The sequence below is a fragment of the Pantoea sp. MT58 genome (genome assembly GCF_014495885.1).
In the GTDB taxonomy this organism is placed as follows: domain Bacteria; phylum Pseudomonadota; class Gammaproteobacteria; order Enterobacterales; family Enterobacteriaceae; genus Pantoea; species Pantoea eucalypti.
This window is the reverse complement of sequence record NZ_CP061083.1, coordinates 2147305-2170867: the sequence shown is the minus strand read 5'-3', so window position 1 is coordinate 2170867 and position 23563 is coordinate 2147305. Positions and strand designations below refer to the sequence as shown.

The 23563-nt window shown below is 57.5% G+C and carries 26 protein-coding genes; 22 read left to right on the top strand and 4 right to left on the bottom strand.

The genetic code is table 11. The features are described from left to right. Window positions 1–155: 155 nt before the first annotated feature. Window positions 156–1328: a benzoate/H(+) symporter BenE family transporter gene (locus tag IAI47_RS10270; protein WP_008926246.1), complete on the bottom strand. Its 1173-nt coding sequence runs from the start codon at window positions 1326–1328 to the stop codon at window positions 156–158. A gap of 121 nt (window positions 1329–1449) precedes the next feature. Between IAI47_RS10270 and IAI47_RS10265 the strand changes: the two genes are divergently transcribed. From IAI47_RS10265 to IAI47_RS10255, 3 genes are all read left to right on the top strand, one after another. Next, a complete protein-coding gene (locus IAI47_RS10265; RefSeq protein ID WP_008926247.1) occupies window positions 1450–2007 on the top strand; it encodes a helix-turn-helix domain-containing protein in 558 nt (185 codons plus the stop codon). Between the two features lie 66 nt (window positions 2008–2073). Continuing rightward, window positions 2074–2499 carry a MarR family winged helix-turn-helix transcriptional regulator gene (locus tag IAI47_RS10260; RefSeq protein ID WP_003853479.1) on the top strand — a complete coding sequence of 142 codons (426 nt, stop codon included), beginning with the start codon at window positions 2074–2076 and terminating at the stop codon, window positions 2497–2499. Between the two features lie 15 nt (window positions 2500–2514). Further along, window positions 2515–3075 carry an isochorismatase family protein gene (locus tag IAI47_RS10255; protein WP_003853480.1) on the top strand — a complete coding sequence of 187 codons (561 nt, stop codon included), beginning with the start codon at window positions 2515–2517 and terminating at the stop codon, window positions 3073–3075. 44 nt (window positions 3076–3119) lie between these two features. On the opposite strand, the gene pqqU is transcribed toward IAI47_RS10255, so the two are convergent. After that, window positions 3120–5240, bottom strand: coding sequence for a TonB-dependent receptor PqqU (gene pqqU, locus IAI47_RS10250; protein WP_187961125.1), 2121 nt, complete (start codon window positions 5238–5240; stop codon window positions 3120–3122). Window positions 5241–5433: 193 nt separating this feature from the next. Between pqqU and IAI47_RS10245 the strand changes: the two genes are divergently transcribed. Beyond that, on the top strand, window positions 5434–6294 hold the full coding sequence (locus IAI47_RS10245; RefSeq protein ID WP_008925147.1) for an NAD(P)-dependent oxidoreductase: 861 nt from the start codon (window positions 5434–5436) through the stop codon (window positions 6292–6294). After that, window positions 6291–7070 carry a helix-turn-helix transcriptional regulator gene (locus tag IAI47_RS10240; RefSeq protein ID WP_008925148.1) on the top strand — a complete coding sequence of 260 codons (780 nt, stop codon included), beginning with the start codon at window positions 6291–6293 and terminating at the stop codon, window positions 7068–7070. Before IAI47_RS10245 ends, IAI47_RS10240 begins: the two co-directional genes overlap by 4 nt. On the opposite strand, the gene leuA is transcribed toward IAI47_RS10240, so the two are convergent. After that, window positions 6991–8706, bottom strand: a complete 1716-nt coding sequence (leuA, locus tag IAI47_RS10235; protein ID WP_008925149.1) for a 2-isopropylmalate synthase — start codon at window positions 8704–8706, stop codon at window positions 6991–6993. The two genes, IAI47_RS10240 and leuA, sit on opposite strands and share 80 nt — an antisense overlap. Before the next feature lie 167 nt (window positions 8707–8873). Between leuA and IAI47_RS10230 the strand changes: the two genes are divergently transcribed. The 16 genes from IAI47_RS10230 to IAI47_RS10155 all read left to right on the top strand — a co-directional run bounded on the left by IAI47_RS10230 (window position 8874) and on the right by IAI47_RS10155 (window position 22001). Further along, window positions 8874–9890: a dipeptidase gene (locus IAI47_RS10230; RefSeq protein WP_008925150.1), complete on the top strand. Its 1017-nt coding sequence runs from the start codon at window positions 8874–8876 to the stop codon at window positions 9888–9890. A gap of 143 nt (window positions 9891–10033) precedes the next feature. Then, window positions 10034–10105, top strand: coding sequence for a pyrroloquinoline quinone precursor peptide PqqA (gene pqqA, locus IAI47_RS10225; protein ID WP_010245082.1), 72 nt, complete (start codon window positions 10034–10036; stop codon window positions 10103–10105). 54 nt (window positions 10106–10159) lie between these two features. Further along, window positions 10160–11077, top strand: a complete 918-nt coding sequence (gene pqqB / locus IAI47_RS10220) for a pyrroloquinoline quinone biosynthesis protein PqqB (protein WP_008925151.1) — start codon at window positions 10160–10162, stop codon at window positions 11075–11077. A gap of 3 nt (window positions 11078–11080) precedes the next feature. Beyond that, window positions 11081–11836, top strand: coding sequence for a pyrroloquinoline-quinone synthase PqqC (gene pqqC / locus IAI47_RS10215; RefSeq protein WP_003853494.1), 756 nt, complete (start codon window positions 11081–11083; stop codon window positions 11834–11836). A gap of 3 nt (window positions 11837–11839) precedes the next feature. Further along, window positions 11840–12118 (top strand): pyrroloquinoline quinone biosynthesis peptide chaperone PqqD, encoded by a 279-nt coding sequence (pqqD, locus tag IAI47_RS10210; protein WP_003853497.1) that lies wholly within the window; start codon window positions 11840–11842, stop codon window positions 12116–12118. Next, on the top strand, window positions 12081–13247 hold the full coding sequence (gene pqqE, locus IAI47_RS10205) for a pyrroloquinoline quinone biosynthesis protein PqqE (RefSeq protein ID WP_003853499.1): 1167 nt from the start codon (window positions 12081–12083) through the stop codon (window positions 13245–13247). Before pqqD ends, pqqE begins: the two co-directional genes overlap by 38 nt. Then, window positions 13247–15523, top strand: a complete 2277-nt coding sequence (gene pqqF, locus IAI47_RS10200; RefSeq protein WP_008925153.1) for a pyrroloquinoline quinone biosynthesis protein PqqF — start codon at window positions 13247–13249, stop codon at window positions 15521–15523. Before pqqE ends, pqqF begins: the two co-directional genes overlap by 1 nt. 115 nt (window positions 15524–15638) lie before the next feature. Further along, window positions 15639–16223, top strand: coding sequence for a YceI family protein (locus IAI47_RS10195; protein ID WP_003853502.1), 585 nt, complete (start codon window positions 15639–15641; stop codon window positions 16221–16223). Window positions 16224–16667: 444 nt separating this feature from the next. Beyond that, entirely contained in the window at window positions 16668–17648 is a 981-nt protein-coding gene (locus IAI47_RS10190; protein ID WP_008925154.1) for a 6-phosphofructokinase, read from the top strand. A 9-nt stretch (window positions 17649–17657) separates the two neighbouring features. Further along, window positions 17658–17972: a PTS sugar transporter subunit IIB gene (locus IAI47_RS10185; RefSeq protein ID WP_003853506.1), complete on the top strand. Its 315-nt coding sequence runs from the start codon at window positions 17658–17660 to the stop codon at window positions 17970–17972. Beyond that, complete coding sequence (locus IAI47_RS10180; protein ID WP_008925155.1) at window positions 17965–19332, top strand: PTS sugar transporter subunit IIC; 1368 nt, start codon at window positions 17965–17967, stop codon at window positions 19330–19332. The genes IAI47_RS10185 and IAI47_RS10180 overlap by 8 nt, the downstream gene beginning before the upstream one ends. Further along, the gene (locus tag IAI47_RS10175; RefSeq protein ID WP_003853511.1) at window positions 19319–20161 is read left to right on the top strand and encodes a class II fructose-bisphosphate aldolase; all 843 of its coding nucleotides are present in this window, start codon (window positions 19319–19321) and stop codon (window positions 20159–20161) included. The genes IAI47_RS10180 and IAI47_RS10175 overlap by 14 nt, the downstream gene beginning before the upstream one ends. A 94-nt stretch (window positions 20162–20255) precedes the next feature. Further along, complete coding sequence (locus IAI47_RS10170) at window positions 20256–20525, top strand: hypothetical protein (RefSeq protein WP_003853512.1); 270 nt, start codon at window positions 20256–20258, stop codon at window positions 20523–20525. A gap of 9 nt (window positions 20526–20534) precedes the next feature. Beyond that, window positions 20535–20972, top strand: coding sequence for a PTS sugar transporter subunit IIA (locus IAI47_RS10165; protein ID WP_008925156.1), 438 nt, complete (start codon window positions 20535–20537; stop codon window positions 20970–20972). After that, complete coding sequence (locus IAI47_RS10160; RefSeq protein WP_008925157.1) at window positions 20969–21592, top strand: AAA family ATPase; 624 nt, start codon at window positions 20969–20971, stop codon at window positions 21590–21592. Before IAI47_RS10165 ends, IAI47_RS10160 begins: the two co-directional genes overlap by 4 nt. Then, a complete protein-coding gene (locus tag IAI47_RS10155) occupies window positions 21561–22001 on the top strand; it encodes a thiol-disulfide oxidoreductase DCC family protein (protein ID WP_008925158.1) in 441 nt (146 codons plus the stop codon). Before IAI47_RS10160 ends, IAI47_RS10155 begins: the two co-directional genes overlap by 32 nt. A 49-nt stretch (window positions 22002–22050) precedes the next feature. Here the strand turns inward: IAI47_RS10155 and IAI47_RS10150 are convergent, their stop codons facing one another. Further along, window positions 22051–22986, bottom strand: a complete 936-nt coding sequence (locus tag IAI47_RS10150; RefSeq protein ID WP_008925159.1) for a zinc-binding alcohol dehydrogenase family protein — start codon at window positions 22984–22986, stop codon at window positions 22051–22053. 73 nt (window positions 22987–23059) lie between these two features. On the opposite strand from IAI47_RS10150, the gene IAI47_RS10145 reads away from it, so the two are divergent. After that, complete coding sequence (locus IAI47_RS10145; RefSeq protein WP_008925160.1) at window positions 23060–23554, top strand: MarR family winged helix-turn-helix transcriptional regulator; 495 nt, start codon at window positions 23060–23062, stop codon at window positions 23552–23554. Window positions 23555–23563 lie beyond the last annotated feature (9 nt).

Genomic DNA, 23563 nt, shown 5'->3' with positions numbered 1-23563 from the left:
GGTCGTTGTCTGAGGCAGAAAATCGCGTGTTATCGACGATTAGGTTGATTTTACGCGGGGCAATGACAAATCAAACGGCAGAAAAGGAGGTAAATCCAGTGTTTTTTTCATCGGCGGGTGGAAAAATAACCGATATTTCAGCGGGTATCACGTCATCAGACGGTTCTGCGCACCAGCACCAGGTGAGCAATGATACCGCCTGCCAGTCCCCAAAATGCCGGACCAATACCCAGCAGCGAAACACCCGACGCCGTGATCAAAAAAGTCACTAACGCGCTGTCTCGTTCGGCAGGCACATCGAGTGCGCGATGCAGGCTGCCGCCCAGCGTTGCCAGGAGTGCCAGACCCGCTAGCGCCTCGATCAGCACCGCAGGCAGCGCACTGAACAGCACGGCAATGAGCGCACCGGACACGCCCGCCAGCAAATAAAATATGCCGGCCAGCACCGCCGCCCGCCAGCGCTGCTGAGGATTTTCGTCGACCTCATCGCTCATGCAGATCGCCGCCGTAATCGCCGCCACGCAGACCGAAAAGCCTCCAAACGGCGACAGCAGCAGGCCAGTCAATCCTGTCCAGCTCATCAGTGACGAGACCGGCGGTCGGTAGCCGTGCGCCTGTAATGTGGCGATGCCGGGGGCATTCTGCGAGGCCATTGTCACCAGGAAGTAGGGCACGCCCATCCCCAGCTGCGTGGCCAGGGTAAAGTGCGGCATCACCGGCTCCGGCAGAGCCAGCATAATCGACTGCTGCGGAAAGTGGATGGCGTGCTGCGCCAGCGCAATCACAACGCCCACCAGCAGCGTCACCAGAATGGCATAGCGGGTAAGCCAGCGACGCGCCAGCAGCCAGGCCAGGCACATGCTGCCGCACAGCACAAAATTGCTCTGTAAATCGGCAAAGGTCTGAAGTCCGAAGCGCAGCAGAATACCCGCCAGCATCGCCGCTGCCAGTGAAGCGGGAATGTGGTTCATCAGCCGGGCAAACAGACCCGTCACACCCGACACGACAATCAGCAGGTTGGCGAAAACAAAGACGCCAACCGCCTCATTCAGCGAAATGCCGTGGAAACTGGTCGCCAGCAGTGCGGCGCCCGGCGTGGACCAGGCGGCCAGCACCGGCATGCGATAACGCAATGACAGCCCGATTGAGACAATTCCCTGCGCGAGGCCCAGCACTGACAGCCAGCCCCCAATCTGTGCGGGCGAGGCACCTGCCGCCTGAAACATCTGATAGATGATTGCGCCGCTGCTGCTGTAGCCCACCAGCACAGCAACAAAACCCGAGACCAGCATCGGCAGGGTAAAACGGGACGATTCCGCTCTCGTCATGATCAGACTCTCAGTAAGGTTGTGCGTTATAGCGCACATGGTCGCATGATGCGCTATAACGCACAAGTGTTACACTATTACCCTGGTGTCATAGACCCGTGACCGGAATTCAGGAGAGAAAATGGCAGATTTTCAGCAACACCTGAGCGGCGCGCTCAGACAGTTGCGCCAGGCCAATGGCTGGAGCCTGACACTCACGGCGGAGCGAACCGGCGTCAGTAAAGCGATGCTGGGGCAGATTGAGCGAGGTGAATCGAGTCCCACTGTGGCGACGCTATGGAAGATCGCCACCGGTTTTAACGTGCCTTTTTCCTTTTTTATCGACGGCAGCGCGCTACCTCCCGGCACAGCGACAGGATTCAGTCAGCCTAATGCCGAAATGTCCGTGCGCTCGCTGCTGCCTTACGATCCACACCTCCGATTTGATCTGCTGGCAGTGGAGCTGGCCGCGGGCGCGCAGAGTCATTCTTCGCCCCATGAAGCAGGCTGCGTGGAGCAGGTAGTGGTGATTGAAGGTGAACTGCTGCTGGGTGTCGGTGATGTCTGGCGGCGTCTGCTTACCGGTGAAGCCTTTCAGTTCAGGGCCGACGTGCCGCACAGCTACCGGAACCCGCTCAGCACACCGCTGCGCTTCCACAGTCTGATTCACTACCTGCAACGCCCGGACGTTACAAATTGATACCGCAGCAAACTACACAGTTTACCTTCCTATCTTTATACTTTCGCTTATCGATGGAGACGAGTAATGAGCGATCTGACTGAATCTGCTGCCATGCTGCGGATGCTGGTGGGCAAACTGGGCCGCCGGTTACGCGAGTCGGCACCGCCTGGCGAACTCACCTGGTCGCAGGTGGCGGTGTTAGGCCATCTGGTGCGCGACGGGGCAATGACGGTAACGCAACTGGCGGCTGCCGAGGGCGTACGTACTCAGTCAATGGGCACAACCGTCGCTGGGCTGGTGGCGGCAGAACTGGTGACCGGCGAGCCGGATCCCCACGATGGTCGTAAAACCCGCTATCGGCCCACCGAATCAAGCCTCGCGGTGATTAGCTCAAGTCGCGCGATGCGCGATGACTGGCTGGTCCGGACGCTGGATGCGCGGCTTAGCCCGGCAGAACAGCAGCAGCTGACCGACATTCTTCCTCTATTGCAACGACTTACTGACGATTAACCCCGAGGATTCAACATGGCTGTCACCACACTTGATGCAAAAACTGCGCTGATTATTATCGACCTGCAACATGGCATTGTGGCGCTGCCGCTGGTTCACGAACCGCAGCCAGTGATCGAACGTTGTGCCGATCTGGCCGAAGCGTTTCGCGCACACGATCTGTCGGTCGTGCTGGTTAACGTGGCCGGTGGAGCGCCAGGCCGCAACGAGCAGGGGCGTCACAGCGGCGAATTCCCTGCCGACTGGGCGACGCTGGTTCCGGCGATGACCCCGCAGCAGAATGACCTCACCGTCACCAAAAAAACCTGGGGCGCTTTTCATGCCACGTCACTGCACGATGAGCTGCAACAGCGCGGCATCACTCAGGTGGTGATTTGCGGTATTGCGACCAGCATCGGCGTGGAATCGACCGCGCGTCAGGCGTATGAGCTGGGTTACAACGTCACGTTAGCCACGGATGCGATGACCGATCTGAACATGGATACCCACAACAACAGCGTAAAATTGATCTTCCCGCGTCTGGGTGAAACCGGCAGCTGTGAGGATATTAAGGCGCAGTTGAAAACACGCGGCTGATTAGCGAGTAGATCCGGGCCACCGCCAGGGTGGCCCGGATGCTTTTAGCGGAAGGCGTAACCCAGCGTTAAACCGACACTGTAGTTACGGCCAGGTGCTGACTCGAAGTAGCGACCATTACTCTCATTCACAATCACTGAACCCACATAGTGCCGGTCAAACAGGTTATCGACCCGGCCAAACAGATCCAGCGTCCAGTTCTCAGCCAGCCACTTATAGCCACTGTTCACCGCCGCCACGGTGTAGGACGGGGTATTGACGTTGTTCTGATCTTCAGCGGCGATCTGGCTCAGATAGCGAACCTCACTGCCTGCGTAAAATCCCTGTTCCGGCAGATAGCCGAGTCCGGCATAGGCCATGTTGCGGGCGATGCCAGGGATGCGATTGCCGTCACAGCTGTCGCTGCCACAGGCGTTACTGCGGTAGCGCGCATCCAGCAGCGTATAGGCCATCTTCAGCCGCCAGTCCCAGGCGAACTGTTGATCCAGGCTTAACTCCAGACCGCGACGACGGGTCTGACCGGCATTCTTATAGGTCGTGCGTCCGCCGCTGCTGGCATCCGCCACAATCTCATCACGGGTGTCGGTCTGGAACAGCGCCGCGCTGACCAGGCCATTGCCGATGCGTTTTTTGCTGCCGATCTCCAGCGTGTCGCTGGTGGCCGGTTTCAGGCCCAGATTCAGGCCCGTCGCGTCATCTGAACGGTAAGACAGCTCATTAATGGTCGGAGTTTCAAAGCCGCGACCGGCAGAAACATAGGCATTCCAGCCTGGGTCAAAGGCATATTTCAGCGCCGCAGCGGGCAGCCATTTGTGATAGCGCGCCTCACCGCTGTCGTCACCGTTACCAGGCCGGATATAGAAGTCATTGGAGTCAAAGTTCACGGTGCTGAAGCGCACGCCGGCATCCAGCGACAGCTTATCGGTCAGCTGCCAGGCGGTCTGCAGATAAGGATCAAGCGTCCACATCAGATTGCGTTCATTGCGGCGCAGATTGCCCTGTTCACCCAACTGCGTCACGCCGTTGCTGACCGTGAAATTCTCATAACCCTTGCGGCGCTCGGTCATGGTTTCGTAGTCGAGGCCACCGGTCACGGCCACCGGAATCGACAGCAGCGTGTCGCGATGGGTCCAGCGGGTATCGACGCCCTGATAGTGGCGGGTCAGGGCGATGACGCCACCCGGATGAGACGGAGTGCGCTGAACAGCGGCAGGAATTGACTGGAACTGTGTGGTTTCGCGCATCCCGGCGTAGAGCATCACGCTGAGGTCGTCGTTTTCACTCATCTGGCGCTGATAACGCAGGCCACCCTGAGTCTGATCCACCGTTTTACGGGTGTTATAGAGCGAAACGTTACTCACTACCTGACGCGGATTGTCACGCCATTGCGCTTCGGTTAAACCGCCAGGATCCTGTGCATCAATGTGAACGCTGTTAAACAGCAGCGTCAGGGTACTGACATCATCGATCCGCACGCCCAGCCGGGCATTGCCGAGGTTCTTTTGCGCAGCACTGTGATCGCGATAGCCGTGAGTGGTGAAGCGGGAGGCGGAGACCGTGTAGTTCACATCCCCGGCGTGGCTGCCGTCACCGGTCGCACCACTGGCTTTGACGCTGTTGCGCCAGCTGCCATAACTGCCGTACCAGCTGCTGGCTTCAAGCGTGGTTGGCTGCTGTCCCTGCTGGGTCGTCACGTTGATCACGCCGCCCGAGGCATTGCCATACAGCGCAGAAAAGGGGCCGCGCAGCACTTCGACATGATCAATTGAGCCGATATCAATATTGGAGGTTTGTGCCTGCCCATCCGGCATGGTGGCCGGGATGCCATCCACGTAGATGCGCAGACCGCGCACGCCGTAGGTTGAACGGGAGCCGAAGCCACGCATCGACAGCTGCAGGTCCTGTGCGTAATTCTGCCTGTTCTGGATCTGCAGACCCGGCACGCTGCTGAGGTTTTCCGACAGATTAACGCGCGGTGCTGCCTGACGCATATCGTCGCCGCTGACCACACTCAGGGCGGCAGGCGTGTCGAGTTCGTTAAGGCCCGTTTCCGGCGGCGCGGCCGTTACGACCAGCGTATTTTGATTATCTGCCGCCAGCAGCGGCAGCGGCAAAATGGCAGGCAACATCAGCAGCGTCGCCTGACGCAGAGAGATTATTTTCATTATCAGAGGCCTAAAAAAGAAGCGTAAATGAATCAGGTGGAACAATCGCCGCGTATGGTAAGGGTTTGATGCGATGGGGTACACCGTTTCGGGCTGGATTTTTTTTCGGTTTACCGCCAGGCTGGAATTCAGCTTTTCCGTGATAAATCATCCGACAGGGTCGGATACAGACAGATAAACCAGGGGAGTCAACATGCAACAACCTGAAGTGGCGGTTCTGGGATTAGGCGCAATGGGGCACGCATTTGCCGCCAACCTGCTGAAAAAAGGCTTTCGCGTACACGGCTGGAACCGTACCCGCGCACGCGGTGAGGATCTGCTGGAGGCCGGTTTACAGCTGGCTGACTCGCCGGAAGAGGCGGTGCGCCAGGCGGATGTGGTGATTGCCATGCTCTCCGATGGCGACACCACCGAGCAGGTGCTGCATCAGGCGAAAGAGGCGTTTAAGCAGGGTGCGACGCTGTGCCAGATGGGTACCATTGGCATCGAGAAAACCGACGCGCTAATCGCCTTTTTCGCAGAAAAACGGCCCGATCTTTTACTGATCGACGCACCGGTCTCCGGCACAAAAGCGCCCGCAGAGAACGCACAGATTCTGGTGCTGGCCAGCGGCGATCAGAGCCGGGCGCAGGCGGCAGAAGCGGTGTTTGCCGCCATCAGTAAAGGGACAAAGTGGCTGGGTGAGGCGGGCAAGAGCAGCCGCATGAAACTGGTCATCAACAGCTGGCTGATCGGCATGATGCAGAGCCTGGCGGAGAGTACCCAACTGGCCGGGCAGTTCGGCTTTTCCACCGACGATCTCTGGCAGGTGCTGGAGGGCGGTCCACTGGCTGCGCCTTATGCGAAAATGAAGCTTGGGATGATCGCCAGCGACGACTATACACCGCAGATGCATCTGATCTGGGCGCTCAAAGATGCCCGCCTGGCGCTGGATGCGGCAGAAACGCCATTACCGGCGCTGGAGAACATCGCGCAGTTCTGGCAGCAGGCGGTAGATGCCGGACACGGCGAAGAGGATCTGGCGGTCATCTACCGCTACCTGAAGGCGCAATGAGTCAGCAGCATTTTGACTTCAGTACGCGCCCGCTGGTGCCGCTGGCGCACGACTACCTGCACGGGGCCAGCGAACCCTGGCATCATCACGCCTGCGCCCAGCTGATCCATACTCTGAGCGGCGTGGTGCGGGTCGAGACAGAGTTTGGCAGCTGGGTTGTGCCGCCGAGTCGCGGCGTCTGGCTCCCGGCTTTTACCCGCCATGCGCTGCAGATTACCGGCAGCGTGGCGGCACGTACCCTGTTTATCGACCCACTGGCGCGCGCCGATCTGCCCGCCAGTTGTCAGGTGGTACAGATCTCGTCGCTGCTGCGTGAGTTAATCGTCACGGCCCTCAGCCTGCCGGAGCACTACAGCGCCGGGAGCCGGGCTGAGCGGGTGATGGAGTTAATTCTGGATGAGATTCGCGGCATGGATGTGCTGCCTTTTGCACTGCCGACACCCAACAGCCCCCGTTTACAGGCGCTGTGCGAGCAGATCAAGCAGACACCCGGTGAAAACTGGACGCTGCTGCGCGCCAGCGCCCACCTTAACGTTTCGGGCCGCACCCTGGCCCGTCATTTCATGCGCGAAACTGGCCTGCAGTTCAGTGACTGGGTGCGGCGCGCCCGTCTGGCCATCGCCCTGACGCGACTGGCGCAGGGCGACTCCGTGCTGCGGGTGGCACTGGAGCTGGGCTATGAAAGCCCCAGTGCGTTTAGTGCGATGTTTCGTCGTCTGCTGGGCGTTGCGCCCACGGACTATTTTCCCCCTCTAGAAACTGGCCTGCCGCGCTGAGCAGCGCCTGCAATGCGGCACGGGCCGTGTCGTTATCAATACTCACTCCCCAGGCCCGCACACCACGGACATCCACGCAGCTGATATAGGCCACCGAGCGGCTGTCACTGCGCCGTCCCAGCGTGTGCTCGTGATAGTCCTCAATGGTCAGATGCAAATCAAACGCGCTGCGCAGGGCATTCACCGCCGCAGAAAGCCAGCCATTGCCGCTGCCGGTCAGTGTCAGTGAGCGGTCCTGAACCACTACGCTGGCGCTGATCTGCGTCTGCCCGCCGCTGTCACTCTGGCTGTCCGCCCGCTGTAACGCCACCATGGGCTGTGTGACACCATACTGATGGCAGAAGAGCTGCCACAGCGCGTAGTGCGTCATCTCGCCACCGTGCCGGTCTGTCTCATGCTGAACACAGCGGCTGAAATCCTGCTGCAGCGAACGTGGCATTTGTAATCCATGATTCTGCTCCAGCAGCCAGGCCGCACCGCTTTTTCCCGACTGGCTGTTCACACGGATCACCGCCTCATAGCTGCAGCCAATGTCGGCTGGATCCAGCGGCAGGTAGGGCATCTGCCACGCTTTCTCCTGCCGTTCGGCGCGGATGGCGAAGCCTTTTTTTATTGCATCCTGATGAGAACCCGAGAAGGCAGTAAAGACCAGTTCACCCGCATAGGGATGACGGGGATGAACCGGCAACTGGTTGCAGCGTGTCACCACCTCAATCACCTCATGCATCTGGCTGAAATTGAGCTGCGGCGAAATGCCCTGGGTATAGAGATTCAGCGCCAGCGTCACCAGGTCCACATTGCCAGTACGCTCACCGTTACCAAACAGGCAGCCCTCGACCCGGTCAGCGCCCGCCAGCAGGGCCAGTTCGGCACAGGCTACCCCGGTGCCGCGATCGTTGTGCGGATGCACGCTGATACAGACGGCGTCACGACGGCTGAAGTGACGGCAGAAAAATTCAATCTGATCGGCATAGACATTGGGTGTGTTCACCTCCACCGTGGCGGGCAGATTAATAATCATCGGCCGCTGCGCGTCAGGCTGCCAGACATCGGCTACCGCCTCGCAAATCTCCAGCACAAACTCCGGCTCGGTAAAGCAGAAGGTCTCAGGCGAATATTCAAAGGTCCAGTCAGTCCCGGGTTGCGCCTCGCATTCCGCGCGGATCTGGCATGCGCCCGCGATGGCCAGCTCTACGATTTCCGCTTTGCTCTGTTTAAATACCCGCTCGCGGAACAGCGGCGCGGTGGCGTTGTAGAGATGAACGATGGCACGCGGAACACCCTGTAATGACACAAATGTGCGGGTAATCAGATCCTCGCGTGCCTGAGTCAGCACCTGTAACGTCACATCCGCCGGGATGCGTTGCTGCTCAATCAGGTCGCGCACAAAATCGAAATCCGTTTGTGACGCCGAGGGAAAGGCGACCTCAATTTCGCGGAACCCGCAGCGCAGCAGCAGATCCCAGAATGCCATCTTCCGCTCCCGATCCATCGGTTCTGCCAGCGCCTGATTGCCGTCACGCAAATCGGTGGAGAGCCAGCGTGGGGCCTGGGTGAGCTGGCGTGAAGGCCACTGGCGATCGGGCAGAGACACGACCGGAGAGGCACGATATTTATCAGCAGGTTGGGTCAGCATAGTATTCTCCTTGTGTTTTTTTACCAGTCTGACGACAAGCCCTGCAAACCGCGCGCGCAACGCTGACAACCTGATGTGCAAAAGTGACAACACCCTCCGTGCGCTCTGGTTTGATGAATCCGCCTGGTGGGGTTAGCATGGTCGCCTGTTTAACTGGGTGGACGCTTATGCTGATTTTTGACGGTCACAACGATCTGTTGCTTAACCTCTGGCTGCATCATCGTGATGCGCCCGCGCAGGCGTTTTATCAGGGTATTGAGCGGGGGCATCTCGACTTTCCGCGCATTCAGCAGGGCGGAATGGGTGGCGGGCTGTTTGCGATCTTTGTGCCGCCGCAGGAATATATCGCCCGCACCGTTCCGGTTCGGGCCGATGAGCCGTATCGCCCGCTGGAGATCATGTGGCAACAGCTTGAGATCCTGCAGCAACTGGCCGATGCGTCAGGCGGGCGGGCGCGACTCTGCCGCAGCAGTGAAGATATTATTGCCTGTCGCGCCGCAGGCGTACTGGCGATGGTGGCTCACATTGAAGGTGCTGATGCGCTGGACGAGGAGGGCGAACAGCTGCACGCCTTCTGGCAGGCGGGGGTGCGCAGCATCGGGCCATTCTGGAATCTGCGCAGTCGCTTTGGTGAAGGCGTCAGCGGCAGTTTTCCCGGCTCGCCCGACACGGGACCGGGCCTGACCGCTGCCGGCGAAAGGCTGATTCAGCAGGCGGGTGAGCTGAAGATGATGATCGACGTGTCGCACATGAACATGAAGACGTTCCAGGAAACCGCCCGGCTTTCCACTGCGCCGCTGGTCGCCAGCCACTCCAACGCGCACGCCCTCTGTCCGCAACCGCGCAATCTGACCGATGACCAGCTGCTGGCGATCCGCGACAGCGGCGGTCTGGTCGGCATTAATTTTGGCAATGCGTTTTTGCGCGCCGACGGTAAACGCGACGCTGACACGCCATTAACAGAAATTGTTAAGCATTGTGATCACCTCCTGAAGATAATGGGCAGCGACCATGTGGCGTTTGGCTCCGATTTCGACGGAATTACCCCGCCAGCAGCGCTGGGCGATGTCAGCGGAATGCCGCGATTGCTCGCTGCTTTTCAGGAAGCAGGCTATGATCAGACACTGACTGAGAAACTGGCATGGGGAAACTGGCAGCGGGTTTTACAACTGACCGGGCTGTGATAACAATTTCCTTACGTTCCGGACTTGATCCCGACGCGCCATTGGCGCAACATCTGCCTGGAAATTGTGACGGCCGTCTCATTCATTGCCGGTCACGCTGATTTCAGACAGCTTTTTTACTGTTAACCAAGAGGAAGTAACTCATGTGGAAAAAACCAACTTTCGTTGATATGCGTCTCGGTCTGGAAGTCACTCTGTACATCTCCAACCGTTAATCGTTCTGCCCGCCCTCTGAGCGGGCATTTTTTTTCAACTTCTGGTTTTCCTCTATGTTTATCAAAATCCTCGGTTCAGCCGCGGGTGGCGGATTTCCGCAGTGGAACTGTAACTGCGCCAACTGCCACGGCGTGCGTAATGGCACGATTCAGGCCCAGGCACGCACGCAATCGTCAATTATCCTGAGCGATAACGGCGAAGACTGGGTGCTATGCAACGCTTCACCCGATATCAGCCAGCAGATCCTGCATACGCCAGAACTGACCCGCCAGGGCGTGCTGCGCGGCACGGCGATTGGGGGGATTATCCTCACCGACAGCCAGATCGATCACACCACCGGGCTACTGAGCCTGCGTGAAGGCTGCCCGCATCAGGTGTGGTGTACGCCGGAAGTGCATGCTGACCTCAGCACCGGCTTCCCGATCTTTCCGATGCTCACCCACTGGAATGGCGGCTTACAGCACCGGCCGATTGCGCCACTGACGCCGTTCAGCGTCGATGTCTGCACAGATCTGCAGTTCAAGGCGATTCCCATTATCAGCAATGCACCGCCTTACTCGCCCTTCCGCGACAGGCCGCTTGCCGGCCACAACGTGGCGCTGTTTATTGAAAACCGGGCGAATGGCCAGACGCTGCTCTACGCACCCGGTCTGGGCGAGCCCGATGCGGTGATATTGCCGTGGCTGCAAAAAGCGGATTGCCTGCTGATTGATGGCACCGTCTGGCAGGATGATGAGCTGCTGGCTACCGGCGTGGGTCACAACACCGGCAAGGCGATGGGCCATCTGGCGCTGGCGGAAGAGCAGGGACTGATGGCGCTGCTGGCGTCTCTGCCGGCCAGACGCAAAATTCTGATCCACATTAACAACACCAATCCGATCCTTAACGAGCAGTCACCGCAGCGTCAGTTTCTGACGGAGCAGGGAATAGAGGTGAGCTGGGACGGGATGGCGATCCACCTTCAGGGCTAAATCATGCAGATCACTGACACGCTGTCACCACAGGCTTTTGAACAGGCCCTGCGCGACAAAGGCGCTTACTACCATATCCATCACCCGTATCACATTGCGATGCATAACGGTCAGGCCACGCGCGAGCAGATTCAGGGCTGGGTGGCAAACCGCTTCTATTACCAGACCACCATTCCGCTAAAAGATGCGGCGATCATGGCTAACTGTCCCGATCCGGCGACCCGCCGCAAATGGGTTCAGCGCATCCTTGACCACGACGGCAGCAATGGCGAAGAGGGCGGCATTGAGGCCTGGCTGCGGCTGGGCGAGGCGGTCGGTCTGACGCGCGAAGAACTCTTGTCAGAGCAGCATGTGCTGCCGGGCGTGCGTTTTGCGGTGGATGCTTACATTAACTTCGCCCGCCGCGCCAACTGGCAGGAGGCGGCCTGCAGCTCGCTCACCGAACTGTTCGCTCCGCAGATCCACCAGTCACGGCTTGAGAGCTGGCCGCAGCACTATCCGTGGATCAAAGAAGAGGGCTATTTCTACTTCCGCAGCCGCCTGGGTCAGGCGAACCGCGATGTGGAGCATGGTCTGGCGCTGGCGCTGGAGTACTTCACTACCGCTGAAACGCAGAACCGGATGCTGGAAATTTTGCAGTTTAAGCTCGATATTTTATGGAGCATGCTGGACGCCATGACCATGGCTTACGAGCTGAAACGTCCGCCTTATCACACCGTCACAGACAAGGCGGCGTGGCACACCACCCGACTGGTATAACAGATGAATGAAAACTCGATTGCCGCGTTTCGTCGCGGCTACCGTATGCAGTGGGAAGCTGCTCAGGATACGCACGTGGTGCTTTATCCTGAAGGCATGGCAAAGCTGAACGAAACCGCCGCCGCCATTCTTGAGCTGGTGGATGGCAAACAGAATATCGCCGCGATTATCGCGACCCTGGATAACCGTTTTCCGGAAGCGGGCGGCGTGGGTCCGGACGTCTTAGAATTCCTGCAGTCAGCCTATGAACAGAAGTGGATACAGTTCCGTGACCCCGCATAAACCTGGTGTGAATCCGCCGCTCTGGCTGCTGGCCGAGCTGACCTATCGCTGTCCGCTGCAGTGTCCCTACTGCTCTAACCCGTTGGATTTCGCCCAGCAGGAGAAGGAGCTGACGACTGAGCAGTGGATCGAAGTCTTTCGTCAGGCGCGCGCGATGGGCAGCGTTCAGCTCGGATTTTCCGGCGGCGAGCCGCTGGTGCGAAAAGATCTGCCTGAGCTGATCAAGGCGGCGCGCGACCTTGGCTTCTATACCAACCTGATCACCTCCGGCATTGGCCTGACCGAGAAGAAGCTGGATGCGTTCAGCGAAGCGGGTCTGGATCATATCCAGATCAGCTTCCAGGCGAGTGACGAAACCCTGAATGCGGCGCTGGCGGGATCGAAAAAAGCGTTTCAGCAGAAGCTGGAGATGGCGAAAGCGGTGAAAGCCCACGGCTATCCGATGGTGCTGAACTTCGTGCTGCATCGTCATAACATCGATCAGATCGATAAAATCATTGACCTCTGTATTGAGCTGGAGGCAGATGACGTTGAACTGGCGACCTGTCAGTTCTACGGCTGGGCGCAGCTTAACCGTGAAGGTCTGCTGCCGACACGTGAGCAGATCGCCCGTGCGGAAGCCGTGGTGAAAACCTACCGTGAGCGGATGAGCACCACCGGCAATCTGACCAACCTGCTGTTTGTGACGCCAGACTACTACGAAGAGCGACCCAAGCCCTGCATGGGTGGCTGGGGCGCTATCTTCCTCAGCGTGACGCCAGAGGGCACGGCGCTGCCGTGTCACAGTGCGCGCCAGCTGCCGGTGGAATTTCCCTCTGTACTGACGCAAAGCCTGGACGATATCTGGTATAACTCGTTTGGCTTTAACCGTTATCGCGGTTTCGACTGGATGCCGGAGCCGTGCCGCTCCTGTGATGAGAAAGAGAAAGATTTTGGCGGCTGTCGCTGTCAGGCTTTCATGCTGACCGGCAATGCCGACAACACCGATCCGGTCTGCAGCAAATCGCCGCATCACGGCAAAATCCTTGAAGCCCGGCGTGAGGCTGATTGCAGCGACATTAAAATTGGTCAGCTGCAGTTCCGCAACCGCAGCAACTCGCAACTGATCTACAAAACACGGAACCTCTGATGAAAACGCGCGGCCTGGTGATAAACGGTCTGATGATTGAACTGGTGCATCAGGCAGATGCCAGCCAGGCCGCTGCCCTGATTCAGGTGGGTGCAGGGAGCCACGATGAGCCAGAACGCTGGCCCGGACTGGCGCATCTGCTGGAGCATCTGCTGTTCACCGGCAGCAGCGGCTGGCCTGATGAGGGCCGGCTGATGAGCTGGATTCAGACCCAGGGCGGGAAGGTCAACGCCACCACGCTGGCCCGGCGCAGCGCGTTTTTCTTTGAGGTGACGCCATCGCTGCTGGCTGAGGGGCTGGCCCGACTTCAGGATATGCTCGTCTCTCCGCTGCTGGATAATCAGGCCATCGCGCAGGAAGTGGCGGTGATTGACGCCGAATATCAGCTGTTGCAGCGCCATGAGCCATCCCGCATCGAAGCGGCACTGCTGCATGCCGCGCTATCACCTGCGGAATTTCAGCGCTTCCATATCGGCAGCCGGGCGAGCTTTGGCGACGAGATGTCTGCGCTGCAACGGGCGCTGCGTCAGTTCCATCAGCGTTACTATTTCGCCAGTAATATGCGGCTCTGGCTTCAGGGACCGCAGTCACTGGATGAGCTGGAGCAGCTGGCACGTCAGTTTGCCAGCGCGCTGCCTGCTGGTCAGTGGCAACAGGATCTGCCACCGCCGCAGCTGAACAGCCAGACCTGCTGGCAACTGGCGGGTAGCGCCTCGCCAGCATTATGGCGCACCTGGCTGATTGAACGCAGTGACGGTGTCACTTTGTGGCGTGAATTTTTACTGGATGAGGCGCCCGGATCGCTGCTGGCAACGCTGCGTGAGCAGGGGCTGGCGGAGACGCTGGAGCTGAAGTGGATCTATCAGGCGGGCGGTGCGCTCTGGCTGGCGCTGGGCGTCGAAACTGAGATGCCAGAAACCGTAAATATCTTAATCGATCGCTATCTGGAGGCGCTACGCCACACCGGTGAGGCACAGCATCAGCACTATCATCAGCTTACTCAGCAACGATTTGTGACGTTGTCACCTATGGAACAACTCCGTCAGCGCGCCGTTGGCTTTGCGCCTGATGAAGCGCTGCCAGCACTGCTGCTGTTGCTGGAGAGGCTTAATGCCGCGCCGGGCACGCTGCTCTGCTGTACGCCGCAACCGCCATCAGAAAACCTCATCACGCAGGGTTACAGTCTGGCACTGACCCACTGGCAGCCAGCACCACCTGACGCGCTGCCCGCGGTGAATTTCACTTTCTATCCGCTTGATGCCGCCATTACGCCTGATCCGCTGCCCGAAGAGTCGGTGGCGTTACCGCATTATCAGTCAGATAACCTGAACCCCGTGCTGATTCTGCGACCCGAGTTTTACTCAACGTTTACCGCCGAGGTGGGCGAAGCGCTGGGGCGGCGGTTGCGTCCGCTGTTTGCTGCGCTGCGTCACCAGGGCGGTAACGGCTGCTGGCAGGAAGTAGAGGGCGTATGGCAGCTCACGCTTCAGCTGACGACAGATGAGGCGGTCACTGATCAGGCGCTGAGCCAGATTGTCTGTGCACTGTCGCTGCCGGTTGAGGCAAACCTGCCGTCACCTGTCGAAAGCATCGCAATCCGTGCGCTGCAGCAGCAGCTGCCTTATCAGCTGGCAGCGACCTTTGCGCCGGATTGCTGGCGGGCGGCGCTTAAAGGCGGCAACGCGGCGCTGCATTCGCTGATTGCCCGGCGGCTGAGCGCGCTGTCGCTGCCGGTTAACCCTGACACGCCACCAAAACGTATGACCACACAAACGGGCATGACGCGTCTGCTGCACGCCAGTACGGATAACGCGCTGTTGCTGTTTATTCCACTGCACCGTCCTGAACAGCTTGCGGCATTACGTGCGCTGGCGCTGATCTACGAGCCGCGTTTCTTCCAGCGCTATCGGGTTGAACAACCTATAGGGTATGTCGTTAACAGCCGCTATATGCGCTGTGCCGATGAAGACGGCGTAGTGTTTGCGCTGCAGTCGCCCGATTACAGCGCGCTGTCACTGTTGCGCTACTGCCGCAACTTCCTGCGTTCCCTTAACGAGACGCTGGCAGAGTGTGACCTGGTGGCACTGAAAACGCGTCTGCTGAGCCGGGAAGTGGCGCAGCCACTGGCGCAGTTACGCCGTGAAAATGGTCTGGCAGAACCGGATGCGGCGCAGATAGAGGCGCTGACCCTTACCGATCTGCAACAGCTGCACCGCACACTGATTCAGGATCGCCGCCGCTGGCGCGTGCTGTTTACCGGGGGAGAAAATGTATAGCGCCCGATATAAAGTTGCTGAATTTATTTGAAAATTACGGACAAATCTCTTCACTGTCTATTCCGGGCTAACTGAACCACACTCAGTTCACTTTTGTCCGGATAAGGAATTGACTGTGAAGAACTTCAAACGTATCGCACTGCCCCTGTTAGCCGCTGCTACCCTTTACGCCCCGTTATCTCAGGCTGAGGCGATGCACTACCAGCTGAATCCTGAGCATACGTCTGTCATTGTGGCCTGGAACCATTTTGGCTTCTCAAATCCTACCGCGGATATTCCGGATGCAACCGGTACGCTGGTGTTTGATAAAGATCATCCGGAAGCATCACGCGTTGACGTAACCCTGCCAGTCAGCAAAATCGACAGCCATGTTGCGGCGCTGACCAAAGAGTTCAAAGGCGCTGAGTATTTCGACACGGCCAAATACCCAACTGCGACCTTCCACAGCACCAAAGTGGTTGCAAAGGGCGACAACAAATTTGACGTTGAAGGTAACCTGACCCTGAAAGGGATCACTAAGCCTGTTACGCTGCACGCCACGCTGAACAAGCAGGGCGAGCATCCGATGGTGAAGAAGCAGGCGATTGGTTTTGATGCCACCGGCACCATCAAGCGTTCTGACTTCAGGCTGGACAAATATGTCCCGGCGGTAAGCGACGACGTCACCCTGACGCTGTCTACCGAAGCTTACGCGAAATAAGTGTGTGGGGCGCAGCAGCTCGCTGCGCCCCTGATTCATTTTTCTTCCTTTCCTGCCTCTCCTGAAATATTCCCTTTTTTACGTGCACTGAATAATCCAGCCCTCCCGATAAAAACTATTTTAATCGCCTGAACCGGGCCAGAACCGGGAAAAATGAGGTGAAAGTCACAAATTCGCAATGCCATTTTTATGCCCGATCATTCGTTATTCTGTTGGCCAAATCAAAAACCTGTTCGGCAACCTAAGCTGATGATTTGTATTGATTCGTCCGTGAAGTAATAAGTTGGAATAGAGTGACTCAGCTCACAAATAAAGGCCTTAAGCTACTGCTGTCAACACGCCTGCCCGAAAAATACCGCGCGTAACTGTGATCTCCTCTGCAAATAGCAACCCCGTGAACCGGAAGAATGGCCCTCAGCAGAGTAAGCCAGCGGGGTGAGGGAAATGCGCATTGGAATGGTGATCAGTGGCGGGGATGTCACCGGAATAAATAACTTTGTCTTCCAGATAGGGCGTCTCGCGCAGGCTGAGATGGTGATATTTGACGGCGGCATTCCCGGCCTTCTGGCAAATAACCATCGTGATATCAGCCAGCGCGATCTGCTCGACTTTGCCATCGCCCCGATTCCGGTGATGCAGTCCGGAAGGACGGAAAAGAAACTGGTGCGCAGCGAATATGATTTAATTGCGCGCCAGCTGAAAAGCGCACGTATTGACGTATTAATCATGGCGGGTGGTGACGGATCGCTGCAGTTTCTCCACATCCTGTCGGAGTCTGGCGTTAATTGTTTCGGCGTCGGTATGACCATCGATAATGATGTCTTCGGCAGTGATTACACGCTGGGATTTTCTACCGCCTGCGAGCAGGTATTAAAAGAGGTCGCAAAGCTGCGTAATACCGGCCGCGCCTTACCGGGCCGGGTTTTTATGCTGGAGTTACTCGGCGGCTATTGCGGCGAATTAACGCTGCAATCGGCGATTAAATCCAATGCGGATATCGCCCTGATTCCGGAGTGCCAGATTCCTTTGCCACAACTGGCGCAGCGCATCACCGGACGGCTGGCCGAACAGAACAGCGTGGTCATCCTCTGTTCAGAAGGCTACACCCGTGAATATTCGCCCGGTTTTCAGGGGGCGATCGACACCTTGATCAAACAGCTTGAGCCGCTTATTGGCGTACGCATCCGTAAAACTATTCTCGGTTACGGACTGCGCAATGGTGATCCCACCTGCGAAGAAATTTATCAGGGCACCATTATGGCCAGTGAAGTGGTGCGTTGTATTCAGTCAGGCATGCGGAATAAAGCGGTCATTATTAATGGCAGCAATAAACCGATCCCGATTGATTTAATAAGCATGCAAAAACGCCTGGTCGATATTGACGGGCACCATTACAAACTCGCTAAACAACTCAATATAGTGTGAGGAAAAACCATGCTGAAAATATTATGTGTCTGTGGTTGTGGATTAGGATCCAGTTTTGCGATTGAGATGAGCGCAAAAGCAGTATTAAAAAAACTGGAAATTGAGGCCGATATCGATCACACCACCATTTCAGAAGCGAATGCATTTAAGTCAGATATGATCCTGACGCAAAAAGCCTTTGCCGATGTATTAAATGCCGACGCCAGTCCGGAGCAGATTAAACGGGTCATTATTCTTAACCGGCTCACCGATAAAGTGGAAATAGAGCAGAAGATCCTGGCCTTTTTAAAAGAACGTAACGAGAAGGTCGCTGCCCATGAATAGTGTGATCGACTTCCTGGTAAAAGATCTGCTGGGGCAGGCCTCAATTCTGATCGCGTTTATTGCGCTGATTGGTCTGCTGCTGCAGAAGAAATCAGCAGGCAAGGTGGTGGAAGGCACCTTTAAAACCCTGCTCGGCTTTTTAATTATGATGGCGGGTATCAATATTATTGTGGGGACGCTGACGTTCCTCAATACCATTTTTACCCACGGCTTTGGTATGCGCGGCTATATCACCGATGTAGCCGCTATCGCCGGACTGGCTAACCGTGAGCTGGGATCTGAAGTGGCGCTGACGCTGCTGGTGATCTTTATCGTCAATATCATCATCGCGCGGCTGACACCGTTTAAGTACATCTTCCTGACCGGCCAGGCTCTGTTATGGATGGCGACGATTGGCGCTGTCATCGGCTACAAAGCGGGGCTGACTGGCCTGCCGCTGATCCTGACCGGCGGCATCTTCGGCGGGATTATGGCGGTCGTGATGCCCGCACTGGCACAGCCGGTGGTGCGGCGTATCACCGACTCCGACGATGTGGCGCTGGGTCACTTCTGCACCATTGGCTATCTGGTCACGGCGGCGGTCGCCAAAGTGGTGGGCAAAGGATCGCGCTCCACCGAAGACCTGAAGCTGCCCGATAACTTTAAGTTTCTGCAGGATACCTATCTGTCGATGGCGCTGGTGATGGTGCCGATGTACCTGATCCCCGCCGTGGCGGCCGGTCCGGCATTCATTGCCCAGTACAGCAACGGCATGAACTACCTGATGTACGCCTTTATGCAGTCGATTCAGTTCGTGGCCGGGGTCTTTGTGCTCTACAGCGGTGTCCGCCTGCTGCTCAACGAGCTGGTGCCTGCCTTCCGGGGCATCGCCATGCGCGTGGTACCCGATGCCAAACCGGCGCTGGACTGCCCGGTGATGTTTCCTTACGCCCCGAACGCGGTGATTGTCGGCTTCCTCGCCACCACGCTCGGCTCCATCGTTGGCATGCTCGTCTTCCCGATGTTTGGACTGGCGATGATCCTGCCGGGACTGCTGACCAACTTCTTTGCCGGGGGCACCGCCGGGGTCTTTGGTAATGCCATGGGCGGACGACGCGGCGCGATGATCGGCGGCTTCGTCCACGGACTCTTTATCACCATTCTGCCCGCCATCCTGGTGCCAATGCTGGAGAGCTACGGCTTCACCGGCGTGACCTTCAGTGACTCGGACGTCATCAGTACCGGCCTGGTACTCGGCCACGCCTTCCAGAATAACTGGCTGTTTGTTGCCCTGTTTATTGCTTTTGTTACCGCGCTTGCCTGGTTTGTTAACGGCAAATCCACCAAACCTCAAGAGGAAAAAATCCATGAAACTTTATAATTTCGCCGACCTGTTAAAGCTGGCTAAACAGCGTGACTTTAAAGCGGTGGGTTCTTTTAATCTTCACTGCCTGGAAATGTTGCCCGCTTATTTTAAAGCGGCAGAGAAGACCAACAGTCCCCTAATGATTCAGATCTCCACCGGCACGGCGAAATATCTCGGTCATAAGTTGCTGGTCGATGCCATTAAATCGCTGTCGGAGAGTATGAATGTGCCGACCTGTTTGCATCTCGATCACTGTTCCGATTTAGCGGCGATTCAGACGGCGATAGATGCCGGATTCAGTTCCGTGATGTATGACGGGTCACATCTGCCGATTGAAGAGAATATTGCCAATACCCGCCGGGTGATTGATATGGCGCGTCCGCATAATGTTTCAGTTGAAGCGGAACTGGGTGCGATTGGCGGTTCGGAAGATGGTAAATGTGTGGAGATGGAGGCGATCGCGTTTACGCCGGTGGAAGATGCACGCCGTTTCGTTGAAGAGACCGGCGTTGATATGCTGGCAATCTCAATCGGCACCGTACATGGCCTTTACACCGGGAAGGCGCATATTCAGCATCAGCGCCTGGCGGATATTACGGCGGCAACCCACACGCCACTGGTGCTGCACGGTGGCACCGGCGTCAGCGATGAAGATATGCGACTGGCGGTAAGCAGCGGGATTGAGAAGGTCAATGTCGGCACCGAAATGAATGTGCAGTGGGTGGCGCAGTGCAAATCGACCTTTGAGAAAGGCAAGGTCAATGACAGCGTGCGTAATTTCCTGGTGCCCGCCAATGATGCAGTGACCAATGTGCTGGTAGAGAAGATGCAGTTATTCCGTTAATTACCCGCGTCGCCATCACCGAATTATTGCGTTAAACGTTTTTATCATCACTATTAATCTGAGACACCCCGGCATATAGGGGGCAGGAGAGCCTATGTTTGGATTCTTAAAAAAGTCTCCGGCTGCGGAACAACCCAGCGAGCAGCAGCAGGATCATCTGGCGGAAGTCAGTCGCGAGAAAATAACGCAACTGGAGCAGCAGCTCGCAATTAACCCGCGTGATGGCGAAACGCAAAAACAATTAATGCTGGAATATAACCGGGCATTAAGTTTATTTGCGAAAAGCCGTCGCTATCGTAATGAAATTGATGCGCTGTTTGTCAAAATCGATGAATTACGCAATGTGGTTCGCCAGTCGATTTAAGGAGAGCTGATGACGATTAAGCAGTTATTGCAAGAGGCCAACGCCATTCAGATTGGCATCGACGCCACGGACTGGCGTCAGGTTATCGCGCTGGCCGCCGAACCGCTGGTTAGCGGCGGCTATCTCGACGCCACCTATCCGGATGCGGTGATCGCGAACACCCTGGCCCATGGGGCGTATTATGTGTTTGAGGAGGGAATTGCCATTCCTCATGCCCGGCCGGAAGCGGGGGTGATCCGCGACTGTTTCAGTATGATCCTGCTGAATGAACCGATCTCGTTTGAGGGCAGTGATAAAGCGGACATTGTGATTATGTTTGGCGCGCGCGACAGCAACGCCCACATTGAAGAGGGGATCCGCGCGATTGTGTCGCTGCTGGAGGATGAGGAGACGCTGGTCCGGTTACGTCGGGCCAGCAGTGTCGCGGAGGTTATCGATATCCTATGACACAAAATATCCCCCCTAAACGCGTGGTGCTGGTTAACGGCATTCCGGCGTCGGGTAAGAGCACCCTGACGCACGCGCTATCACAACACTTTGGCTGGCCGGTGCTGACGCTGGACAGCCTGAAAGAGCCTTTTATGCACGCTTTTGCGCCGGTCGATCGGCAGCGTAACCGGCAACTGGGCTGCGCGGCCTATCAGGCGATCTGGAACATCGTCGAACAGGCACCCGCCAGTCAGGTCTGGCTGATCGATGCCTGGTTTGGTTTTCAGCCGCGCGCGCTGCTGGAGCAGGGACTGCAACAGGCGGGCGTCGAAGAGGTGCTTGAGCTGTGGCTGAAGATTGAACCGGAGGTGGCGGTGGCGCGCTATCAGGCGCGACTGACCCAGCGACTGCCGGGGCATCCAGGCGCTGAGTACCTGCCTGAACTTCATCAGCTGGCACAACAGGCCAGGCCAATGACGCTGGGGCCGTTGTTTGAGGTGGATGCCTGCGCCCAGGATCACGCTACCGTTATCCACTGGCTGCAACAGCAACTGACCAGAACCCGCTACACTTCAGCTCATCATCAGAGGAGTGAGGAGTTGCAGGATGTCGTCGCCCCCGTATCTGCAAACCGGTGAAAGCGCCGTGCTTTATGACGGCGTCTGTAAGCTGTGTAATGGTTGGGTTCAGTTTCTGCTGCGCCACCATCTGGCGCGGCAGGTCCGTTTTGCCTCGGTGCAGAGCGAGCAGGGCAAAGCGCTGTTGCGCTGGGCCGGACTGCCGGAAGAGAATATCAGCACCCTTGTCTACATTGACGGTAATCAGCACTGGCTGCGGGCGCAGGCGGTTTTCCGTGTTATGCAGCACCTGCCAGCACCCTGGCGCGGGCTGGCGGTGCTGCGTCACTTTCCGGACGTGATCAATAACGCGGCTTACGACCGCATCGCGTTAAACCGCTATAAGCTGTTTGGCCGCTATAGCGAGCAGCATGCTCTCACGCCCGATTATCCTGACCGTTTTCTGCATCCGATGCCGTCCGAAGGTTAGTGGCAAGTCTACCCGACAGGCAGGCCCGCGCTGTTGATGCCGCGGGTGACTACAGCGTAAACACTGTTCGACAGCGGCTGTCATCTTCATCCCATGCTGTATCCACCTCAGAAAGAGGCCGTGGTTTAAAAGGCACCGAAAAGCCGTGCTGCCCGGCAGCCTGTAGTAGTTCTGCCAGTGAGTCAATCAGGTCTGCGTTGGATACGCTGCCCAGACCACTCCCCATCAGTGTCAGCCCGGATGCACGCAGCAAATGACTGTGCAAAGGAATCTCCTGTGCGCTGAGTGAGCCAATCTGAACGAAGCGAACGACATGATCACCGCCTCGCACCGCCGCTTCCATGATCGCCAGCGCGCTCTCACCCCAGAGATAATCCAGCACCACATCAATGCCGTCTGCCATCAGGGCAGGAAGTTCAGCGGCCATAGCATCCAGTGTCACGACGCTGTCTGCGCCCTCATTAAGCAGTTGCTGCAGTATCTCCGGGTTCCGGCCGGTCGCAATAATTTTGCCCGCGCCAAGACTGCGGGCGATGCGAATCGCCAGGCGGCCGGATGTGCCGGTTGCGCCGTTAATCAACACGGTTTCCCCTTTGCGCAGTTCAGCCCGGCGGGTGAGTGCGGCCCATGAAGACATGCCTGGATTGGCAAGCGCGGCGGCGACCACGGGGTCCAGCGCTGGAGGAAGCGGAATGACGCAGCGGGCATTGACCACCACACTTTCCGCCATGCTACCCGACGCGGTACCAAAGGTAAGAAAGTAAACGGCATCGCCGTTTTCGAGGTAACCGGTGCCGTCAATGCCTGGCACCAGAGGATAGGGCGCAGTGGCGCTGTAATGCGTGCCTGCCGCCCGTGCTTTGACCAGCTGGCTCATGGCGGCGGCTTTCACGCGAACCAGCAGTTGGTTTTCAGCGGGCTGAGGAGTGGGGAAATCCCCATAGTGTGGTTTCTGACCGGCCTGACGAATGATGGCTGCTTTCATAGGTTGCTGTCCTTCTAATAATAAGCAATTAAGTGTAAAGTACACACATTATTCCTGCCTCTGGATGGCGTCAATGAAAAGTGTGCAAAATACACATAAATACGATGCGCTGCACAATTGTCTGCTGACGATTGCTGGCGCGCTTAACCGGCCCCAGCGCGATGTAGCGATGATTAAAGCGGCGGGTATCGACCTCGATCGGGCGCTGTTTCCGCTTCTGGTGCAGGTCAGCCGGTTCGGGCCGATCGGCGTGGGTGAACTGGCCGATCGGGTAGGGCGTGACTACAGCACGGTCAGTCGTCAGGTCGCGAAACTGGAAGAAACCGGACTGGTTAAGCGGCAGAAAAACCGGCAGGACAAAAGAATTAACGAGGCAGCAATCACCCTGGATGGCAGAGCGATGACGGATAAAATCGATGCGCAACGTGTGCAGGTTTATCAGCGCGTCTTCCGGCACTGGCCGGAAAGCGATCGTGAAACGCTGGAACAGCTGCTCAGCAGATTCGTGTCCGACTTTGGTCAAACGGAAGGCGATGAAAATGATGAACAAAAGTCTGATGCAGGTTAAGGGAAGAGA

Coding starts and splice junctions, on each gene's coding strand:
- IAI47_RS10270 (WP_008926246.1), bottom strand. CDS start 1,328: ATGACGAGAGCGGAATCGTCCCGTTTTACCCTGCCGATGCTGGTCTCG.
- IAI47_RS10265 (WP_008926247.1), top strand. CDS start 1,450: ATGGCAGATTTTCAGCAACACCTGAGCGGCGCGCTCAGACAGTTGCGC.
- IAI47_RS10260 (WP_003853479.1), top strand. CDS start 2,074: ATGAGCGATCTGACTGAATCTGCTGCCATGCTGCGGATGCTGGTGGGC.
- IAI47_RS10255 (WP_003853480.1), top strand. CDS start 2,515: ATGGCTGTCACCACACTTGATGCAAAAACTGCGCTGATTATTATCGAC.
- pqqU (WP_187961125.1), bottom strand. CDS start 5,240: ATGAAAATAATCTCTCTGCGTCAGGCGACGCTGCTGATGTTGCCTGCC.
- IAI47_RS10245 (WP_008925147.1), top strand. CDS start 5,434: ATGCAACAACCTGAAGTGGCGGTTCTGGGATTAGGCGCAATGGGGCAC.
- IAI47_RS10240 (WP_008925148.1), top strand. CDS start 6,291: ATGAGTCAGCAGCATTTTGACTTCAGTACGCGCCCGCTGGTGCCGCTG.
- leuA (WP_008925149.1), bottom strand. CDS start 8,706: ATGCTGACCCAACCTGCTGATAAATATCGTGCCTCTCCGGTCGTGTCT.
- IAI47_RS10230 (WP_008925150.1), top strand. CDS start 8,874: ATGCTGATTTTTGACGGTCACAACGATCTGTTGCTTAACCTCTGGCTG.
- pqqB (WP_008925151.1), top strand. CDS start 10,160: ATGTTTATCAAAATCCTCGGTTCAGCCGCGGGTGGCGGATTTCCGCAG.
- pqqC (WP_003853494.1), top strand. CDS start 11,081: ATGCAGATCACTGACACGCTGTCACCACAGGCTTTTGAACAGGCCCTG.
- pqqD (WP_003853497.1), top strand. CDS start 11,840: ATGAATGAAAACTCGATTGCCGCGTTTCGTCGCGGCTACCGTATGCAG.
- pqqE (WP_003853499.1), top strand. CDS start 12,081: ATGAACAGAAGTGGATACAGTTCCGTGACCCCGCATAAACCTGGTGTG.
- pqqF (WP_008925153.1), top strand. CDS start 13,247: ATGAAAACGCGCGGCCTGGTGATAAACGGTCTGATGATTGAACTGGTG.
- IAI47_RS10190 (WP_008925154.1), top strand. CDS start 16,668: ATGCGCATTGGAATGGTGATCAGTGGCGGGGATGTCACCGGAATAAAT.
- IAI47_RS10185 (WP_003853506.1), top strand. CDS start 17,658: ATGCTGAAAATATTATGTGTCTGTGGTTGTGGATTAGGATCCAGTTTT.
- IAI47_RS10180 (WP_008925155.1), top strand. CDS start 17,965: ATGAATAGTGTGATCGACTTCCTGGTAAAAGATCTGCTGGGGCAGGCC.
- IAI47_RS10175 (WP_003853511.1), top strand. CDS start 19,319: ATGAAACTTTATAATTTCGCCGACCTGTTAAAGCTGGCTAAACAGCGT.
- IAI47_RS10170 (WP_003853512.1), top strand. CDS start 20,256: ATGTTTGGATTCTTAAAAAAGTCTCCGGCTGCGGAACAACCCAGCGAG.
- IAI47_RS10165 (WP_008925156.1), top strand. CDS start 20,535: ATGACGATTAAGCAGTTATTGCAAGAGGCCAACGCCATTCAGATTGGC.
- IAI47_RS10160 (WP_008925157.1), top strand. CDS start 20,969: ATGACACAAAATATCCCCCCTAAACGCGTGGTGCTGGTTAACGGCATT.
- IAI47_RS10155 (WP_008925158.1), top strand. CDS start 21,561: ATGTCGTCGCCCCCGTATCTGCAAACCGGTGAAAGCGCCGTGCTTTAT.
- IAI47_RS10150 (WP_008925159.1), bottom strand. CDS start 22,986: ATGAAAGCAGCCATCATTCGTCAGGCCGGTCAGAAACCACACTATGGG.
- IAI47_RS10145 (WP_008925160.1), top strand. CDS start 23,060: ATGAAAAGTGTGCAAAATACACATAAATACGATGCGCTGCACAATTGT.